The sequence below is a fragment of the Verrucomicrobiota bacterium genome (assembly GCA_037139415.1).
Taxonomy (GTDB): Bacteria; Verrucomicrobiota; Verrucomicrobiia; order Limisphaerales; family Fontisphaeraceae; genus JBAXGN01.
Map to the genome: position 1 here is coordinate 1 of JBAXGN010000158.1, position 19,226 is coordinate 19,226.

The 19,226-nt window shown below is 58.5% G+C and carries 14 protein-coding genes; 4 read left to right on the top strand and 10 right to left on the bottom strand.

Annotated features, from left to right (window positions below; translation table 11 throughout):
• The first annotated feature begins 116 nt into the window (after positions 1 to 116).
• Positions 117 to 848, top strand: coding sequence for a glycosyltransferase (locus tag WCO56_22410; protein ID MEI7732342.1), 732 nt, complete (start codon positions 117 to 119; stop codon positions 846 to 848).
• A 31-nt stretch (positions 849 to 879) separates the two neighbouring features.
• Here the strand turns inward: WCO56_22410 and WCO56_22415 are convergent, their stop codons facing one another.
• The 9 genes from WCO56_22415 to WCO56_22455 all read right to left on the bottom strand — a co-directional run bounded on the left by WCO56_22415 (position 880) and on the right by WCO56_22455 (position 9,236).
• Positions 880 to 1,956: a helix-hairpin-helix domain-containing protein gene (locus WCO56_22415; GenBank protein MEI7732343.1), complete on the bottom strand. Its 1,077-nt coding sequence runs from the start codon at positions 1,954 to 1,956 to the stop codon at positions 880 to 882.
• Positions 1,957 to 1,964: 8 nt separating this feature from the next.
• The gene (locus tag WCO56_22420) at positions 1,965 to 2,804 is read right to left on the bottom strand and encodes a prepilin-type N-terminal cleavage/methylation domain-containing protein (GenBank protein ID MEI7732344.1); all 840 of its coding nucleotides are present in this window, start codon (positions 2,802 to 2,804) and stop codon (positions 1,965 to 1,967) included.
• Between the two features lie 2 nt (positions 2,805 to 2,806).
• Positions 2,807 to 3,268, bottom strand: a complete 462-nt coding sequence (locus WCO56_22425; GenBank protein MEI7732345.1) for a hypothetical protein — start codon at positions 3,266 to 3,268, stop codon at positions 2,807 to 2,809.
• 12 nt (positions 3,269 to 3,280) lie between these two features.
• Entirely contained in the window at positions 3,281 to 3,802 is a 522-nt protein-coding gene (locus WCO56_22430) for a prepilin-type N-terminal cleavage/methylation domain-containing protein (protein MEI7732346.1), read from the bottom strand.
• Between the two features lie 9 nt (positions 3,803 to 3,811).
• Complete coding sequence (locus WCO56_22435) at positions 3,812 to 5,116, bottom strand: type II secretion system F family protein (protein ID MEI7732347.1); 1,305 nt, start codon at positions 5,114 to 5,116, stop codon at positions 3,812 to 3,814.
• 131 nt (positions 5,117 to 5,247) lie between these two features.
• Positions 5,248 to 5,685, bottom strand: coding sequence for an acyl-CoA thioesterase (locus WCO56_22440; GenBank protein ID MEI7732348.1), 438 nt, complete (start codon positions 5,683 to 5,685; stop codon positions 5,248 to 5,250).
• Positions 5,686 to 5,703: 18 nt separating this feature from the next.
• The gene (locus WCO56_22445; protein ID MEI7732349.1) at positions 5,704 to 6,813 is read right to left on the bottom strand and encodes a hypothetical protein; all 1,110 of its coding nucleotides are present in this window, start codon (positions 6,811 to 6,813) and stop codon (positions 5,704 to 5,706) included.
• On the bottom strand, positions 6,810 to 7,133 hold the full coding sequence (locus WCO56_22450) for an acyl carrier protein (GenBank protein ID MEI7732350.1): 324 nt from the start codon (positions 7,131 to 7,133) through the stop codon (positions 6,810 to 6,812). The genes WCO56_22445 and WCO56_22450 overlap by 4 nt, the downstream gene beginning before the upstream one ends.
• A 9-nt stretch (positions 7,134 to 7,142) precedes the next feature.
• The gene (locus tag WCO56_22455) at positions 7,143 to 9,236 is read right to left on the bottom strand and encodes an elongation factor G (GenBank protein MEI7732351.1); all 2,094 of its coding nucleotides are present in this window, start codon (positions 9,234 to 9,236) and stop codon (positions 7,143 to 7,145) included.
• A gap of 400 nt (positions 9,237 to 9,636) precedes the next feature.
• Here WCO56_22455 and WCO56_22460 point away from each other — a divergent pair, with 400 nt between their 5' ends.
• The 3 genes from WCO56_22460 (at position 9,637) to WCO56_22470 (ending at position 18,967) form a co-directional block, all read left to right on the top strand.
• Complete coding sequence (locus WCO56_22460) at positions 9,637 to 12,306, top strand: hypothetical protein (GenBank protein MEI7732352.1); 2,670 nt, start codon at positions 9,637 to 9,639, stop codon at positions 12,304 to 12,306.
• A gap of 28 nt (positions 12,307 to 12,334) precedes the next feature.
• Entirely contained in the window at positions 12,335 to 12,886 is a 552-nt protein-coding gene (locus WCO56_22465; GenBank protein ID MEI7732353.1) for a hypothetical protein, read from the top strand.
• Positions 12,887 to 14,824: 1,938 nt separating this feature from the next.
• Entirely contained in the window at positions 14,825 to 18,967 is a 4,143-nt protein-coding gene (locus tag WCO56_22470; protein ID MEI7732354.1) for an SUMF1/EgtB/PvdO family nonheme iron enzyme, read from the top strand.
• Position 18,968: 1 nt separating this feature from the next.
• On the opposite strand, the gene WCO56_22475 is transcribed toward WCO56_22470, so the two are convergent.
• A partial coding sequence (locus WCO56_22475; GenBank protein MEI7732355.1) for a hypothetical protein occupies positions 18,969 to 19,226 on the bottom strand: 258 nt, incomplete at its 5' end.

The window sequence follows — 19,226 nt, forward strand, 5'->3', positions numbered from 1 at the left end:
GAATGCGGAGTGCGGAATGCGGAGTGCGGAATGCGGAGTGCGGAATGCGGAGTGCGGAATGCGGAGTGCGGAATGCGGAGTGCCGTGAAATTTGTGTTTGAAAGGCTTTTGCCAAAGTGAAAATCTCGATTATCATTCCGGCATATAACGAGGAAAAGCTGCTGCCGGCCACACTGACGGCAGTCAAAGAAGCGTGGTCGGCATTCGAGGCCCAAGGTTGGCAGCCGGAACTCATCGTTTGCGATAATAACTCCACCGATCAGACTGCGGAAGTGGCGCGCGCCCAAGGTGCCCACGTTGTTTTTGAACCAAACAACCAGATCGCTCGTGCGCGGAACAGCGGCGCGCGCGCGGCCAACGGTGACTGGCTGGTATTTGTGGATGCGGACTCGCACCCCAGCCGGGAATTATTCGCAGAGGTGGCACGGGAAATCCAACAGGGACGCGCCGTGGGCGGAGGCGCGGTGGTGCAAATGGACGGCCAAGTGCTGCCACCCATTGTCCGGCTAGCCAATGCGCTATGGAACGGCATCAGCCGGTGGAAGCGCTACGCCGCCGGTTCCTTCATCTATTGTGAGACCGCTGCGTTTCGCGAATTGGGCGGGTTCAGCGAAGACCTTTACGTCACCGAAGAAATCGAGTTCAGCCAACGCCTAAAGCGACTGGCGAAAAAACGCGGCAAACAAGTGGTCATCCTCACGCGGCATCCGCTGCTCACTTCCGCCCGCAAATTGCACCTGTATTCGCGCGGAGAGTATTTCCGGTTTCTGTGGCGCTCCGTCTTCAGTGGCGGACGGCAGTTTCGCAACCGCGATCAGTGCCATATCTGGTACGACGGTCGGCGGTGAGTGGTTGGCAAGTTTGACAACCTGACAAAACTCACTTCCAGTACATCGTCAGCACCTGGACATTTTTTGTATCGAGGCGGCGCAGGATGGCGAAGAATTTGCGGGTGCGCCCATCGAGGCTGACGGTCACTTCCACCTCGAACGTCGTGCTTTGAACGACAAAAAAACGGCTGATCTGGCCGACTAACGCCGGAGAAATTCCCGGGACCGAAGCCAGTTCACCGGGGCTGCGGTAAGGCATATCGTCCAGTGTGCCATCCGCGCCATCCGGTCCGGCGCGGCGCTTGATGATTTCCGCCGCCGTGTTTTCGTCAATTTCCGGGATGACTTGCAGCGCGGTGGCGCTGGCGGTGTTCAGGTTGATGCCCCGGCTGCCAAACGGGGTGAACAGGTCCACCAAGCCGGTGGTATAGGCGGGCCGCTCACGCTCACGAAGGCCATGCCGTGACCGGCTGAACATGTTCACCGAGGGCGGCCCGCTGTAGCGCGGTCCCCAGAACATTTCCGGTGTCACACCGCGAACCAGCAGCAATTCATTCATGTCGTCCACCGGCCCGTTCTTGGCGGAATACGGCGGGTTCAGCCCTTCATAGTAATCGCTTTCCGTGCCGCCGGTGCGCGGGGTGTCATCGGGGTCAATCCAGTCGAGGATGGAATTGACGACGGTCGTAAATTCAGAGGGATCGGCCCCCATGATGAGCAGCGCTTGCTGAAGGATCATTTCATCCGCCACGTTGACGTTGAACTTGCGTTCGCAGTCGGTGATTTTCACGGAAAACGACCCGCGCCCCAGCGGCACATTATCCATCTGCACATCCGCGATGACGCTATTGGAATTACCGGGGCCGCCCGCCCATTTCTGGTTGAGGGAATCGTAATTATTTTCGCCGGCAATGTTGCGCTGCTGGCCCAGCACATATTTGGCCAGTTCGATGCCGGAACGTCCCAGCCACTCCATTTCCGGGTCGTAGATGGCGTTGCGCGCCAGTTTGGTCTCCACTTTCATGGAGTAAGAGAAGCCGGCCACCAAGATGGATAGGAACGTAATGACAATCATCACGATGACGAGAGCAATCCCTTGCTGGCGATGTTTGAAGCGAAGTTGCATACTCACATTCATCGCATGATCCGTCCAGGCGGGGGGGGCGGAGGCATTCCCGGCGGCACCCCGGGCGGCTGATTGGGCGCACCGGGGATTTGATATCCGAGGGGGACCTTGGTAGCCACCGGAGCGATGATGCGGGTGGCGATTTCCCGCTCGCTCATCGGCACCATCGGCCCGTTGCCCATGCCCACCGCCACGCGCACCAATAGGGGGAGCGAGTTCGTTTTTGAAGCCGGCCATTCATCCATCCAATCTTTTTTATCGTTGTCCCAAAACTCCATTTTAAACAGGTCCACGCTCCGGCCCAACACAATTTCATACGGCTTGGCGTCCGCACCACCACGATCCACCGGCATGAGCAGCGGCCATTGCCGCAACATGAGTTTGTTCCCGCCTTCGTTATCCGGTTCCACCGTGATGCTGACGTGGCGCAACATTTGATCGCCGTACATGCCGCTGCCCGGGAACGATTCCGGCAACCGAGCCACCAGACTCAGCGTGGCAAACTCGCCCTTGGTATCCGCCACAAACCAGTAATGTTGCGGGTTGGCCTCGAAAACCTGGGCGGTCAGAATGGCGTCCTCGATGGCGCGCACGGCCACCCGTGAGCGCTGCGCGGCAATGGCGGCTTTTTGGGCAGCCATCGAACCCCGTATCACCGACGTCCAACTGGAATAAATGGAGGCCATGACAAAGGCGAAAATCCCCATCGCCAGCATGATTTCCACCAGGGTGAAGGCAAGGCAGGCACGGCGGAGCCCGAAGATTGCGGATTGCGGATTGCGGATTGCGGATTTGTCCGCTGCCTGACTTTGGCGGCTACCTTGGGCGATGTGATGGCACGTGCGCATATTCATCGGTTGCCAAAAGAGGACCGTCCTCCGAACCCACCGCCCGAGCGTTGGGAATCCGGTTTATACATGAACACGCTCAGGACTTGATACGGCTCGCGTCCGCGCCCTGTTTGTTTGAAGATGGCGAAATCCACCTGGTACAACCCATTGGACGAGGCCTCGTAGGATTCCCATTCCCAAGTGAAGCCGGGATACATCCTGCCGAAATCCCCATGTGCCCCCTTGCCATCCGGCAATTGGTTGGTCAATGAGAGTTCGGAGGCCAGCAAACCGCAATCCGGCCCGCTATGCTGCAAACTCCGCGCCGCCGAAAGCCCCTGGCTCATGACCCCGAGGATGGAAATCAACGCCACAAAGAAAATCCCCACGGCGATCATGACCTCCAGCAACGTGAACGCGCGCAAGGACACGCCCCGGACGGCCATCCGGTCCGAGCGCATTTGTTTGTGTGGCAGTTGCATGGCTGGTCGGGTTTACCGTTTTAGAAATTTGTGTGGATCCGATTCCAGTTCCGTCGTGGCGGTGATCACATCCAGTGAAATCTTGCGCATCTCGTTATTCTCCGCCCGCAGCACAATGGTGAACTCGTCGCACGTGCTGTTGGGGAAAAAGCGCACCCGTGCCTCGTCCGCCTCCTGCAATTCAATGAAATTCACGCCCATCAAGTCAATGATAATGCGGTCGGGAATGGTGACAGTATCGCTTTTCCCAGGAGCTACAATGGTATGTTCCCGAGGGTGGATGATCATTTCCTTGGGTTCCCCGGTGAGAATGGCCTGGGCACGCGTGGAAGCGCAGGCATCCATCACATCCGTCACCACCTGGCGGAGTGAATCCTTTTCCGCCGCGCGGAACATGGCGGGAATCCCGATGCCCAGGACCAGCGCCATGATGGCGACCACGATCATGATCTCGATCAGGGTGAAACCACGCCGTGCCAACCACCGGCGGGGGGCCGGATGCATGGCGGGAAAGATGTGGCGGCGGGTCCGCATGGCAAATAGTTAGCGACCAATGCTGCTGGTGATGGCAAACATGGCGGAGAGAATGCTGAATAACAGCAAGCCCACCCCCATGGCCATGAAAATGATCATGATGGGCTCAATCAGGTTGGTCATGACCCGCAAGGCGAGGATGAGTTCACCCTCGTAGGTTTCCGCCAGGTTGCGCAGCGCCCCGGGCACATCGCCGGTGTCCTCGCCAATCTTCAGCAGGTCAATCATCAATTGCGGGAACACCCCGCTCTTGGCCATCGGCTGGGCAAACGTCTTGCCATCCGTGACGGCCTCGCGGGTTTTGGCGATGGCCTCTTTGAGCGCGACATTGGGAATCACCTGCTCGGTGATTTTCAAGGCGTTCAGCACTGGCACTCCGTTTTGCAACAACGTCGCCAGGGTTCGGGAGAATTGGGCGTACAGGTTTAATTTGACCACTTTACCCAACACAGGCGCGTTTAATTTCCAATGATCCATGGTGCGCCGTCCGGCTTCCGAGGCGCGAAACCGCATGAACAACACCACGCCGGCGGCACCCACCAGACCGCCGAGCACCCAGGCGGTGGGGCTGACAAACAGATCGCCCACGGCAATCAATAATTTGGTGGAGGGCGGCAACGGCACCTTCATGCCCTCGAAAATCTCCTTGAACTTGGGCAGCATGAACGTCATGAAAAAGAAAATAATGCCGACGCCCACACAGGCGACGACCGCCGGGTAAATCAGTGCCGAAATGAATTTGGACTGCACCTCCGCAAACCGGTTAAGATGGTCTGCCAACCGTCGCAGCACTTCCACCAGCGCGCCGCTTTGCTCGCCCGCGCGCACCATGTTGATATACATGTCGGTGAAAATCACCGGCTGACGGGCCATCGAATCCGAGAGGCTTTTGCCTTCCATCACGTCCTGCTTCAACTGCCGGCTGGTTTCGGCGGGAATGCCTTTGGATTCCAGGTGGGTCATGCTGTTTAACGCCACCGTGAGCGTCATGCCGGAATTCAGCAGGTTGGCCAACTGTTGGGTGTAGGTGGCGATCTCCTGGATTTTGGGTTTACGCTGCCCGGCAAACAGCCCGACGAGCGCTGGCGGCATGATGGCGGCCAACCCTCGGGCGGGTGCCCCGCCCTGCCCGGTCTGCCCACTCTTTTTCGCCCCGGCCTTTTCCGACGCGCCGCCCTTGGGCAGGTCAATTTTGACAGGCAGCAGCCCGAGGCGTTCGATCTGCGTGAGGGCCGCGGCGCGGTCCGGCACATCCAACACACCCTGCACTACCTCGCCGTTCCGGCGACGGGCTTTATAAGCAAACTGCGGCATGACACAAGCCAACCATTAAAGGGAGTCCCACACAAGCGCGTTCAATGCGCGGCAGGCACGGTTGCAAGCAACCACTAGTAGATACTCCGCCGCTGGTGAAAAGTTGCGATTTTCATTGGCACCACAATCCCTCACCGCAACGCCTGATACCGTTGCCAGACGGGCTCGGGCCAGGTCTTGATCAACTGATGCGCGGGGAAGCCCACGAGGGTCACAGTCGTGTGGCCTTGCGCCATGGGGGTGCGCTGCTTTTCGTGGATCAAATAATGTTGAAAGACGAGGCGGCCCTCATAGGCAGGCTGAATGCGGTGCGTGGTGTAAAGCAGCAGGCGTTGCCCGAACTTCACCGCCTTGCGGTATTGGCACGTATTCTCCACAACCATGGTGGCCACGCCCAATTCCAAGGCTTCCGCCAGCGGCAACACCTCCAGCATGATTTGCAGGCGCCCCTGCTCGAACCAAAGGAAATACACGGAATTATGCACGACACCCATCATGTCGGTATCGTGAAACGCCGGCTCGAGGCTCAGCGTGCGCTTGATCAATCGGCCTGGGTGGGACGGCGGCATCGCAGGTCGGCGCAATAGCTACAGTTCATCCAATTTGACGGTGAGGCTCTTGGGCATGATCGGCGGCATGGAGATGCTTTGCACCACCGGCCCCGCTGCACTGCCGAGGCGGAACGTCAAACCGGAATAGGCCAGTTCCGCCGGAAAGATGGCCAAGCCCAGTTGCCGCCCGAGTACATAAGAGTGGCAGGTAGTCACCACTTCGGCCACCGGCTGCCCCTGATGATACAGGCGCGCGCCCGCTTGCAACCCTTCGCAACCCGGCGCGGCGGAGACCCCGATGATCTTGCGGCGCAGTCCGTCGGTCCGGCGCTGCTTGATCGCCTCGGCACCCAGAAAGGTATCCTTGTCAAAATCAAACATCCACTGCAGCCCCAGCGGGAGCGGGTCCCGCACCAATCGGCCTTCCTGCTGGATATTAAAGAACCGGCCTTCGAGCCGCAACGCATCATGCACTTCCACGCCGCACAGCGCGCCACCCAAGGCTTGAACTTCGGCTTTCAACGTATCGAACAGTACCGCCGCCACCGTCTGCGGCACGAGCAGCAGATAACCGAATTCCGAAGTCTTGCCCGCCCGGAACAGCCGGATCGGCTGCCCCTGAAACGTATAATTTTCCACCGACATGTACGGCAACCCGAGGACATCCGCGCCAAACAGCTTTTTGACCACTTCCCAGGCGCGAAAGCCATCCACGCTCAGCACGGCATGTGAGGCAGCCAGGTCTTCCAACCCGGCTTGGGCTGGCTGGTATAATTGCAGCACCGCATCCAGTTCGGCGTCCGGCACCGCGCTTTCGCAAAGGAACACAAACTCCTGGTCGTTATTGGCCACGAGGCAATCCGCCAGCAACATTCCCTCGCGATCCAACAGGCAAGTATGCAGCACGCGGCCAAAACGAATCTTGGCGACGTTGCCACCCAACAGGCCATCGAGGAAATCAATGGCCTTATCCTCCGGCAACCGGAAGGCTCGCAGAAAAGAAAAGTCGGTCAGCCCAACGGCGTCGCGGATGGCGTGATACTCCACCTTGGGGCCAGCGAAGCGGGCGGCGACTTCCACACCATGCCGTTCCTGAAACACCGCGCCGGCTTCGGCCAGCGTCGCGCGTAATGGGGAAGCTCTCACGCGACACCCCCGTTCTGTTTATCCTGCTGCTCAATCACGAAATCCACGATCGTGTTGATGGAACGCAGGATGGCGATGTTTTGATCTGGGATCTTGATTTTGAAACTATTCTCGATGCACAGCACAATTTCGAGCGCATCCAGGGAATCCAAGCCCAGGCCAGACCCAAGCAGGGAGACATCCTCGTGCAAATCCTCCGGCGTGAACGGCAGGTTCAAGCGCCGGATCAGTTCTTGTTTAAAAATCAGGAGCACTTGCGCGCGCCGTTCGATGGCGCGGGCAAAGTGCTCCGGTGGCATAGCGTCACTGTCATTAACCATAGGCAGATATTATTCTTCAACCTTCTCGCCCTCGACCTTGCGCTTCTTGGCTTCCTCAATGACGTGGGCCTCCATCTCGCGCGGCATTTCTTCGTAATGATCGAACGCCTCCGAGTGAACCCCCCGTCCGCCCGTCAGCGAGCGCAACGTGCTGGAATAGCGATACAGGTCCTTGGCGGGCACCAGCGCTTTGATGATCTGGAAACCGCCGGCGGAATCCATACCCTGAATCTTCCCACGGCGGCTAGACAAATCGCCCATGACGTTGCCCATGCAATCTTCCGGGATACGGATTTCGACGGAGTTGATGGGCTCCAACATGCACGGTTTGGCTTGCTGGAAGCTTTCTTTAAAGGCGAAGTAACCGGCGATCTGGAACGCGATATCCTTGGAATCCACCGGATGCATCTTGCCATCGTAAAACTCAATCTTCACATCCACGACCTTGTACCCGGCAATGATGCCTTCCGCGCAGGCTTTCTTGACGCCCTTTTCCACCGACGGCACAAAGGTGCGGTCCACGTTCTGCCCGACCAGCGTCTGGGTGAACTCGACGCCGGTATCCCGCGCCTTGGGTTCGATGCGCATCCAAACCTCCGCGAACTGTCCCGAGCCGCCCGTTTGCTTCTTGTGGCGGTACTTGGAATCGCCCCGGCCTTTGATCGTTTCGCGGTACGCAATCTTCGGTTGCGCCAGCTCAATGTTGAGCTTGTAACGCGCCTTCAGGCGGCCAGCCATCACGTCCAGGTGCAATTCTCCCTGTGCCGAAATGACCGTTTGGTGCAGCTCGGAATCCACCAGGAAGCTGAAGGTGGGGTCCTCATTGTGCAACGCCGCCAACCCTTGCGCCACTTTGTCTTCATCGCCCTTGGAATGCAGGATCAGCGATGCATGAATATTGGGCTTGGGGAATTGAATCTTGGTGAAGGAAACCGGCCGCTTGGACCCGCACAGGGTGTGATTGGCATGGGTATCCTTGAGTTTCACCACCGCGCCAATGTCCCCCGCGCATAATTCATTGACCGGTACCCGCGCCTTGCCGTTCAGAATATAGATCTGGCCAATGCGCTCCGAGGTTTGTTTGTCATAGTTGAACAAGTCCGCCCCCACCTTCAACAGGCCGGACATGACCTTGAAGTACGCCAGCTCTCCAAACTGCGCTTCCACGCTGGTCTTGAAGACAAACAGCGTCGGATCGGGATCGGTCAGGGCCACCGCGACGGGATTGCCGCCATTATCCACGGCCTTGGCCTTGGCATGGTCGCCGGGATACCCCCCATACTTCGCCACGAAATCAAGCAGCTTGGTCACCCCGATATTATTTTCCGCCGACGTGACAAAGAGCGGAATCACCCCGTGATTCATCAAGGCGGGATGCAGTCCATCATGCACTTCCTCTTCGGTTAATGACCCCTTGTCGAAGAATTTCTCGAGCAACTTGTCATCGGACTCCGCCACCAATTCCATCAATTGGTTGTGAAACTGTGAAAGTTTATCCTTCAGGGAGGCATCCGCATCGGTTTCCTCGGGTTTGCCGGTATTATCCTTATAGGTGACCACCTTGGAATCCAGCACATCCAGAATTTTATTGAAACCCGGGCCGGGATTGACCGGATAGGTGAAGGGAAACACCGTCTTGCCGAACTGCTCGCGCAAGCTGGCCAGTAACGCGTCAATATCCGTGTTCTCCTTATCCATCGCATTGACGACAATGGCCTTGGGAATATCATCCGCCGTGGCAGTGTCCCACACCCTGCCCGTGCCGACCCCTACGCCATGATTGGCATGAACCACCACGACCGCCAGATCCACCACATGCAGCAGGGAGAGAGTGTCGCCAAAGAAATCGAGATAACCGGGCGTATCGAAAAAATTGATCTTCTTGCCCTGCCACTCCATGTTAAGCATGGAAGCCTGCGTGGAAATTTGCCGTGCATGTTCCTCATCACGATAATCGGAAATCGTGGAACCGCCGGCCGTGCTGCCCAAGCGATTGATGACGCCGCCGCAGAGGGCCATACACTCGGCCAACATGGTTTTTCCGCAGGAGGCGTGTCCGGCAATGGCGATGTTTCTCAGGTCCGAAGTCTGATATATTTTCATGCGTTATCCCAATTTTATTACGTCGTTTTAATACACGTCCCGCCGGCTTGGGCGATTTCCGGCCTTCTTCCAGCATCCAGAACTCGCGCCAATAACATTACAGCGGGCGAATCCGGCGTAGGTTATAGGCTTTACCCACCCGCCGTCAATGCGGCAGGTGACAAATATGCAAATTTTTTTAACTATGCGGTTGCATTGTCTGCCGAATGTGTTATAGTGACCTCCGTTAGCATTCCTCCTTAAACCTCAACCGGGGTGCGGAGATCCAAGCCCGCACCCCGGATCCTGAACCCCGGCAAACGGTTCTTGCGGACTTCGGCATTCGGGGCTCGGACTGTGCCGTGATTTATTCTCGCCATGATTTGACAAAATCAGGGAAGCTCCATAACTCTAGTGGCACATGTATTGCCGCCATCCATTGAATCATGTCCGGCTAGGCGCTAGACTGCGCGCCTGGTTGGCCGGGGTTGCCCTGCTTGCCCTGGCTTTGACATTACCCACCGCCCGGTTGCATGGTGCCCAAGGAAAAGCGTTGCTGGCGGATGGCAAAACATTTGAAGGCGACGTGACCTTGCCCGGCGGCGATCAGTTGGTCGTGGGCGGAACCCGGCTGGACCTCAAGAACCTGGCGCATCTGAGCCTTACCAAGGCACCGGCTTCCAAAGAACCTTTTTTGCCGCCAGCGGAACCAGACCAACCGAATGGCGCAATCCCTTCGAGTTGGCAATTTCAGGACATTGGCAAAGCGAAACAGCCGGGGGGCGTGGTATACCGCTTGGAACAACGCGGCACCACGAACGCCTTCGGCACCTTTGGTCTCCGCTCCTGCGGCATGACCTTGTCTGGAAAAAGTGATTCCTGCCTGTTTGCCTATAAAACCCTCAAAGGCAACGGCGAAATCATCGCCCGGGTGGTCGGTTTGGAATGGAAAGACTCCTGGACCATGGGCGGGGTAATGATCCGCGCCGCGCTCACGCCGGAATCCCAACAAGCCGCCATGGCCATCACCGCTGGGGAAGGCGCGGCTTGTTATATGCGCAAAAACCGGGATACCGAGTCCCAGAAAACCCAATCCCGCGAACGGGACATCAAATACCCTCACTGGGTGAAGCTGGAGCGACGCGGAAACCAATTCACTGCGTTTCGTTCCAAGGACGGCGCCACCTGGGAGTTTCTGGAAACCGCCAAGATTGAAATGCCTGAGACTGTGTTTGCCGGTCTGTTCACCCTCAGTCGGCGCGAGACCGCCCTTACCACCACCCGTATTGCGCAGGCGTATGTCATTCCCAAGCTGGCCGAAGAATATATGCCGCGCCTGATGATGGCCGATGGCAGCACCCTGGCCGGACAACTCAATGCTGCCGAAGCTCCCACCATCCGCTTCGTGTGTGCGCGCAAAACCTTCTCCCTGAATACCGGCGAAGTGGCCCGACTCCTGTTTCAGCCGCTGCCACCGGACGCCGAGGAGAAAATCAAGTCCGGCCGCCCGGGTTTCTTCCTGCGCCGCAATGAATTCGTGGCGGGGCAATTTCGCAGCTACGAGGCCGGGCTCGTCAAAGGCCGGGTCTATGGCAAGGAGGTCGAGTACCGCGCCGGTTTGGAGGTCTCGGCGGTGGTCTTCCGGGATATTGCGGCGCGGCCCGCCGCGTTCGAGTTGCGCACCGTGGATGGCGACGTGATCTTTGCACGCATGTTATGGCTGGGCAAACGCTCAGTGACCGTCGAACTCGAGGACATGGGCACCATCGAGTTCGCGGAGGACGCTATCGCTGAAATCCGGCGCTTGGGCAGCGTGGAAAGCGAAGCCCCCAAGGCAACCGCCCCGCCGGTCGCCACCACCGGACGCGTGCAAACCACCGATGGCAAGCAGTACGAAGGCGACCTAAAATTCGAGGCGGGCGGGCTCAAGGTCATCCGCGAAGGCCAGCCGGAGTTGCGCCTGGAAGTGAATCAAATCCAGCAATTAACCCTGCCGCCCCACGCCAAGGCCGGTGGCGCCGAGAGCACCCAGAAAGTCGGACCAACCTGGAAAGGCATGGACCTGGGCCGCACCCAGGCGCGCGGTTCGCACAGCATGGAAGGGACGCGCCTGGCGATTTTGGGCGGCGGCGATGAGATCAGCAAAAACAACGACTCCTTTTATTACGTCTATAACACGCTCGAAGGCAGCGGCGACATCACCGTGCAGGTGACCAGCATCCTGAGCACCAACGAATGGGCCAAGGCCGGCCTGATGCTGCGCGATAAACTGGAGCCTAACTCCAAGAACTTTTACGTGGCCCTGACGTACGCGCGCGGCCTCGTCTTCCAGTGGCGCGGCCAGAACAACGGGTACACCGAGCAAAATCAGGTCAAAGACATCTTCGCCCCCGTGTGGCTCAAACTCGAGCGCGACGGCAAAAACATCACCGGGCTTTACTCGCAGGATGGCCAGAAATGGACCACCCTTGGCACTGACACCGTGGATTGGCCCGATAAACTGCACATTGGCGTCGCGGTTTGCAGCCGCAACCCGACCATGCTTTGCCGCAGCACCTTTGATGGCCTGACCACCCGCAGCTTTGCCCCGGTGCAGTTCAAACCGCGCATCATCCTGCGCAGCGGCACGGAGATCCCCTGCTCCATCAACAGCGCGGATGATACCGCCGTGAAGTTCAGCCGCGTGCAGAAGGAGGAACTCTCCGTGTCCACCCTCAACGTCGCCCGCCTCTACTTCCAACCGGTCAAAGCCGACCAGACCGCCGCGTTCATCCTGGGCCGCACTGGCCTGCTGCTGCGCAACGGCGATTTTGTGGATGGCGACTTCCGGTCGCTGGACCGCGAGACCATCAAACTCAGCTCCGTAGTGCTCGGGTTGCGCACCTTCAAGACCGGCGACCAGGCCGCCGCGCTCTCCCTGCATGAAGTGGCGGCGGAACCGGCCCCCTACGAAATCCTGCTGGAAGACGGCACCAAGATTTGCGCGCAAGCGCTGGACCTCAAGGACACCCAATTCGAGGCCAAAGAATCCGTGCTGGAGAAATTCACCTTTGCCGCGCGCGACGTGGTGGAAATCCGCCGCCGCCCCTGAACTCACGAACCATGCTATATTAAAACGTATGAAAATTGAATCCTTGCAGCTCGGCCTGAAAGTACGCCATCCCCAATACGGCATCGGCGTAGTGCGCGCCATCAACCCACAGACGGCGGAAGTGGTATTCACCGACCTGCCGCGCATGGTCTCCCCGGAACTCAGCGGGCTGGAGCTGGCGGAACCCCAGGTGGCCGTCACCGGCCTCGAAGTGCCGCTGGCCCAATTCGTCCGGCAAGTCGCCCAGGACGTCGCCGCCGAACTGATCCAGGAACACGATCATGCCGTGGTCGAACAACTCGGTGTGAAGTGGCACAAAGGCAAAATGGTCATGCACCCGGCGGACCCGACCTTGCAGACCAAGGAAGTGCCCATGGAAATCTTCTTCCACAAAGTCGTGGGCCTGCGCAACCAGTTGCGCGTGCTGGAGCAGAAGATCAACGGCCATCCGGGCTTGACCGACGGCGAGAAAGTGGAGATGCAACAATACATCACCCGCTGCTACGGCTCCCTGACCACCTTCAACCTGCTCTTCAAAAACAAGGAAGACCAGTTCTCCTCCAAGGGGGAATCGGTGTAGCCTTTTCCCATTGAACGGAAGAGCCTTTTTACGGAGTGTCGGCAACATGATAATAAACTGGAAAACGGAAACAACGAACGGGAAGGGTGTTCAATAAGACTGTTCGCCATAGCATGAAATCGCCACGGGCAATACTCGCAACCGCAATGGTCGCGATCATTTGTGGCGCATTCGCACTCGCCGTTTCAAGTCACCGTAGACCACCGTCACCCAACTTGACCTTGGCGGAACAGGAAGTAATTGAGGCGGTGCTTTCTCAAATCGAGATGCAACTATTGACCAATCACGTTATTCTTGATTTCACTACCATCAAAGACCTTCAAAGGGACAAGGACTATGGTGTGTTCTCGAAGCAATTTCGCGAGTCGCATCCCGATACGAGGCACTGGACAACTAGGTTGTACGACTTATTCCATGGACACAGGGACCGGTATAAGGACGCATTGCCCAGGGCTGTTGCGGATTTTCTTCGCAAGAATGCAGATCGTGCTCAGATTGATTTCCGGGCAGACTTAGCACTACGAGCCCGGTTGGTGTCTGAAACGAGCGTAATGGAGATATTTGACCGGAGCGTTGATTCGCCTTGGAAGTTGTTCAGACGGCGTTTTCCTAATGCAAGTGGATTTCTCAAGCTGTCGCGGGTTGGCATTTCCCCTGACAACTTGGTCGCGATTGTCTATATGGGGGAATATAATGGCCCTATGAGTGGAAGAGGCAATGTTTACATCCTTCACAGGAATGGCGCGAAATGGGTTCTCCATGCGACTCAAATGGTGTGGGTATCGTAGTGACAAATAGCCCAATCAGTCAGTTGAGCGAATGGCGGTGAGCGGATGCCATTCCAGGTATCGAACGCGATGTGCTCACTTTTTTCGTTCGAAAAGGCATTACCTCAGAATCTCTGGCACCCACTCCGGGGTGCATTCGGTTTTTTTCCGCGATTCCGGTGGTCCGGCCCCTCCCCCCTCCGGACAACACCGGCTACACTCTGTGAACCCTTCGGGTTCGGCCAAGGCAGGCTTCCGAGCATTCGCTCATCCCGCATGGGATGACAGATAGCTAGCCGGAGCGTCATGAGGGGAACGGGGCATGACCTCCGGAAAGCCGCCCAATAAACCCAACCGCAGCCAGAAGGGGTGCCAGAGGTTACTTTAACACCCGACATTAAAGCTGAAAACCCGCGTTTTTTGACGTTTTTGGAAGCTTCATGCGTAAGTGACTGTGTTTCAATGGGTAATTGACATGAATCTGTTTTTTTCCCATGTCATGTTTATCAAAAATGATGTCATATTTGGAAAAAATGACATCATTCCTGTCCAGAATGACATGATTCTCGGCGGGAATGACATGATCCATGGGCTAAATGACATAACATACGCTCCCAATGACATGATTTACGGCTGGGATGATGTAATTTCCAGCGCAGGTAGTCTAACATGCGCCCCGAGTTAGATTACTTTGGGCCGGGATGACCTGAGTTTTTCCCGGAGTGAGACTGATTTTTTCCGGGATCAGGGACGGCGGATGGGCGGTGGGTGAACGCTAGGGGTGCCGATCCTGATGCGGAGGCGGTTTCACCGGTCTGCCTGGCTCCGGGCAGGAGGGTACTTCGCAGAGGCAACCTGGTATCCAGCCAAGGCTGGCTGGCTGGCATTCGGGACTGATTGCCCGATCACGGCGGACGGTCTGCCCGACCCAGTGCCATTCCGGTTGGGTTGCTCTTGCTGGCTATTCTGGCCGGTCCGGTATTCATCGCCGACTTCATGGGCGCAGGCACGGCGATTCGCTGAAGCGCGGATGATGAAACGAATGGGCAAGCGGGACACCAAAAGCTCCAACGAGCAAAGGAGCAGTTAACCGCTATTTACCCCCTTTTCCACCATTGCCAAAACCACCGGGGCGGCGTACAGTCGCCACACAATAATGAAAGCCGCCATCATGAAACATTCTTTATCCGTTGGATTGGCTCTGGCCCTGCTCGGCAGTGTGGCTGCGCAAGCGGCCCAGAAGGGCACCGCGCCGGAGTTCGTCACCAAGGCCACCTGGCAGGAGACGCTCATCGCCAGCCGCGAGACAGTCTTCCAATGGGAATGCTCCCAGGATGTGCTGGCCATGCAGAGCACGAATTTCTCCCCCGGCCCATGGTACGTGCTCGGGCCGCTCCCGGCGAAAAGTAAGGACGTGGATGAGATTCGCAACGGGCAGTCGGTGGATCTCTCCCGCCGTTACCTGGGCCAGGAGGGGAAGGAAATCGGTTGGGAAATCAATGATCAGATCAAGGACGGGCAGCTTAATGATTTGACCGGTTATCGCGGTGCCACCAAGGACTCGGTCTTTATCCTTTGTCGCACGCTGATCTTTAAGAAGCCCATGGGGCGGGCGCAGTTGTACTTTGAATTGGCGGCGGATCGCGCGTCTGGCCATTGGTTGCCGGGTCGCAAAGGGCCGGGCTTGCAGTCAACGCTGCCTTTGCTGCGCGGCGGGTCGGAGTTGCAAGCGGATGCCGGGGAACAACAGTTCGTGCTCACCTTGTGGAGCGGCGCAGAGGGGAAACATCGCTTCTTCACTTCTTTGAAGCCCAACCTAAACCGTCCGGGCGCTGGCGACATGGGGAACCGCAAGGGTCGCCGTCAGCAGGTGCTGCGGGAGACCCGGGCGATGTTCACTAATGCCATGGATCAAATCCTGGCGCGCTGGGAGGTGGAAGATCATGTGTGGGGTGATCCGCAAGCCCGCACGGTGGATGACTGGCTGCCGGGCGAGGCGGATGCTTATCTGAAACCCGCTTACCAGGCGGGGGTTCAACGCCGGTTGAGCGATCTGAACAAGACCTTGGCCGAGACGGCGGGCGTGAAAGCCCTGGCGCTGGCTCCGCTCAAGGAGCGGGTTCAGGCCTGGTGTGATGCGATGAAAAAGGCGAAGGGAACTGCGACCGGAGCGGCGGCGTTGCGCGAGCAGTTTTACCAGCTCGCCACGGTGCAGGAGACCATCAATCTGGCGGGGCGCGTTCAATCCCTTCGGCTGGCGGTGGCGGATCAGCGCGAAATGTTCCGGGAGCGGCATCCCAAGGCGGAGAGTGGCCTGCGCCAGATTGCCGGGGCCGAAACCACGGTGGCGGCTCTGTGGCCGCTGGTGTTGGAGAATAAGCCCGAGGCCCTTGCGGCCGTGCTGCGCGCGGGGCAGATGCTGACCGCCCTGCAAGCCGATCTCCTGCTGGATACGCCGTTGCTGGGGTTTGGCCGGTTGCTGTTGGTCAAAGGCCAGGCCGGATTCAGCTCCAATTGGGGCGGTCCCAACCGGCTGGGCAATGAGCTGATTGTGCTCTCGCCGGTGCGCCCTGATGGCAAGCAGACCACCGTTTACAAAGGTGCCGTGAGCGACATGGACCTGCACTGGGACGGCAATCGGCTGCTGTTCTCGGATGGCAATACCTTGCGGGAAATGAATGTGGATGGCACCGGACTGCGGCAGGTTTCGGCGGCTGATCCGCCCGTGAGTCATTATGATGGCTGCTACCTGCCCAACGGCAAAATTGTCTGCGCCTCCGCCGCGTGCGAACAGGCCGTGCCCTGCACCGGTGGCGGTGGGGTGGGCAACCTGCATATCCTCGACGCCGACGGCAAGAATGAGCGGCGCGTGACGTATGATCAGGATCATGATTGGAATCCGGTGGTGCTGAACGATGGGCGCGTGCTCTACACCCGCTGGGAGTACACCGATCTGCCGCATTATTTCTCCCGCCTTCTCTTCCGCATGAACCCGGATGGTTCCAGCCAGATGGAATACTACGGCAGCGGCTCGTATTGGCCCAACGCCATGTATTGGCCGCGCCCCATTCCGGGTCATCCCACGGAAGTGGTGTGCGTGGTCTCCGGTCATCACGGCGTGTCGCGCGTGGGTGAGCTGCTGATCCTGGACCCGGCCAAGGGCCGTCAGGAAGCCAGCGGCGCAGTTCAGCGCATCCCCGGCTACGGCAAGAAAGTGGAGCCCATCATTCAGGACAATCTCGTGGGGCAGGTGTGGCCCCGGTTCGCCGCGCCCTATCCGCTGGCCGAACCCGGCTCGAATCTCGGTGCCGGAAAGTATTTCCTCGTCTGCATGCAGCAGGATCCGTATTCCACCTGGGACCTTTATCTGGCGGACATCTACGATAACCTGACCCCGATTCTCACCGGCGGCTACATGACGCCCATCCCGCTGCAATCGCGTCCCCTGCCGCCCGTCATTCCCTCCACCCTCACCACCGATCAGCCGGATGGCGTGATTTACCTGTCGGATATTTATCAGGGCAACGGGTTGCGCGGTTATCCGCGCGGCAGCATCAAGGCGTTGCGGGTCGGCACGCATCATTATCGTTATCCCGGCAACGGCGATACCCGCGCCTCCAGTCTCGAAGGTGGCTGGGATGTCAAACGCATCCTCGGCACCGTGCCCGTCAATGAAGATGGCTCGGCGCTGTTCCGCGTGCCGGCCAACACGCCGATTTTCCTGCAGCCATTGGATGCGGAAGGCAAGGCGCAACAGCAGATGCGCAGTTGGTACACGGCCATGCCGGGCGAATTCGCCTCCTGCATCGGGTGCCATGAGCAGCAGAACAACGGTCCCGCCGCCAAATATAACCTCGCCGCCATGAATAAGCCGATGGCGATTACACCCTGGAACGGCCCGGTGCGCGGCTTCAGCTTTGACCGCGAAGTCCAGCCCGTGCTGGATCGGCGCTGCGTGGGCTGCCACGATGGCAAGCCGTACCAGAACGGGGGGCAGGCGGTTGCCACGCCCGATCTCCGCGCCAAGCGGCTGCATCCGGAGTTCAAGGACAACTACAGCCCCGCCTACCTAGTGTTGCAGAAATACGTCCGCCGGGCCGGTTATGAATCGGATATGCACATGCACGTTCCGGCGGAGTTCGAGGCCGATACCAGCGTGTTGGTGCAGATGTTGAAGAAGGGCCATTACAACGTCGAGTTGACCCGCGACGATTGGGAACGGCTCTACACGTGGATTGATTACAACCTGCCTTATCCGGCCAACTGGCGCGAGAGCCACCGCCCGCCGCCCAATGATCTCGTCGAGCGCCGCGCCAAATATAAAAAGGTCTTCTCCAACTTGGACGATCAGGATGAGGCCCCGCAGCCGTTGCCGGAGATTGCCGCCTTCGAGCCGCCCAAACCCATGTCCTCCCGGCAGGCGCAAATGCCGAAGCTCGAAAACTGGCCCATGACTGCCGATCAGGCCAAGGCCGCACAGAAAGCCGTCAGTCCGGCCCCGTTGGAACTCGATCTCGGCGATGGTGTGACCATGAAGTTTGCCATGATCCCCGCCGGTAAATTCGTCATGGGCAATCCGAACGGTTTCCCGGATGAATCACCGGCTTCCGTGGTTACCCTGGATCGGCCGTTCTATCTGGGCCAGATGGAGGTGACCCTCAGGCAATATGCCCGGTTCGACGCCAAGCATGAAAACGGTTTCGTTGAAGGTCGCGGCAAAGACCGCACCACGCGCGGTGTGCCGCTGGATGTGGCCGATTATCCGGTGGTGCGCGTGTCCTGGAACGAGGCCATGGCGTTCTGCGAATGGCTCTCCCACAAGACCGGCCAGCGCTGCACATTGCCCACCGAGGCGCAATGGGAGTACGCCTGTCGTGCGGGCACGGATGCCATGTACTCCTTTGGCGAATACGCTCCGGGTAAAAACAACCTGTGCAACATTGCGGATGCCGGCATCACCAGTTGGAACTATGGCCGCTGCGAACCCGGTTACAGCGATGGCGTGGCCTACCTCGGTGCGGGCGGGCGTTACGCGCCCAACGCCTGGGGGCTGCTCGATATGCACGGCAACGCCGCCGAGTGGTGCCTGAGCACCTATAAGCCGTATCCCTACAAGGCGGACGATGGCCGCGATGATCCGCGCGCCCCCGGTCTGAAAGTGGTTCGCGGCGGTTCCTGGAATGACACCATGCGTTACGTGACCAGCGCTTCCCGCTGGCGCTATCAGCCGCATCAGCCGGTCTATAACGTCGGCTTCCGTGTGCTTGTAGAATCACGCACCAAGGAGACAGTCGTCACCGCCTCCGCAAAGTGATTCATTTGGATATTCCAAAGGTCATTTGTACGCTCCGGCCGCAGACGGATTCTGCGCCGGACGCCAAAGACTCACAGGCAACCTGCAATCCGCTCCCATAGCCGGAGAACGGCCATCCTCTCCCCCAAGGGAGAGGAAAAGAGGTGAGGGGGTACGAAACTCCGGGAATCTCACCCCCATCAAAAGAGGCAAAAAAACGTTCCGAAGTGGGTTTTGTAAATATAATTGTGTAAATGTTTTTTTGTTTTGTTTTTTGTTG

Bases quoted from the DNA above. Each gene is read 5' to 3' on its own strand.
- WCO56_22440 (MEI7732348.1), bottom strand. From the start codon at position 5,685: ATGCCGCCGTCCCACCCAGGCCGATTGATCAAGCGCACGCTGAGCCTC.
- WCO56_22435 (MEI7732347.1), bottom strand. From the start codon at position 5,116: ATGCCGCAGTTTGCTTATAAAGCCCGTCGCCGGAACGGCGAGGTAGTG.
- WCO56_22425 (MEI7732345.1), bottom strand. From the start codon at position 3,268: ATGCAACTGCCACACAAACAAATGCGCTCGGACCGGATGGCCGTCCGG.
- WCO56_22415 (MEI7732343.1), bottom strand. From the start codon at position 1,956: ATGCAACTTCGCTTCAAACATCGCCAGCAAGGGATTGCTCTCGTCATC.
- WCO56_22470 (MEI7732354.1), top strand. From the start codon at position 14,825: ATGAAACATTCTTTATCCGTTGGATTGGCTCTGGCCCTGCTCGGCAGT.
- WCO56_22420 (MEI7732344.1), bottom strand. From the start codon at position 2,804: ATGCGCACGTGCCATCACATCGCCCAAGGTAGCCGCCAAAGTCAGGCA.
- WCO56_22430 (MEI7732346.1), bottom strand. From the start codon at position 3,802: ATGCGGACCCGCCGCCACATCTTTCCCGCCATGCATCCGGCCCCCCGC.
- WCO56_22465 (MEI7732353.1), top strand. From the start codon at position 12,335: ATGAAAATTGAATCCTTGCAGCTCGGCCTGAAAGTACGCCATCCCCAA.
- WCO56_22450 (MEI7732350.1), bottom strand. From the start codon at position 7,133: ATGGTTAATGACAGTGACGCTATGCCACCGGAGCACTTTGCCCGCGCC.
- WCO56_22460 (MEI7732352.1), top strand. From the start codon at position 9,637: ATGTATTGCCGCCATCCATTGAATCATGTCCGGCTAGGCGCTAGACTG.
- WCO56_22455 (MEI7732351.1), bottom strand. From the start codon at position 9,236: ATGAAAATATATCAGACTTCGGACCTGAGAAACATCGCCATTGCCGGA.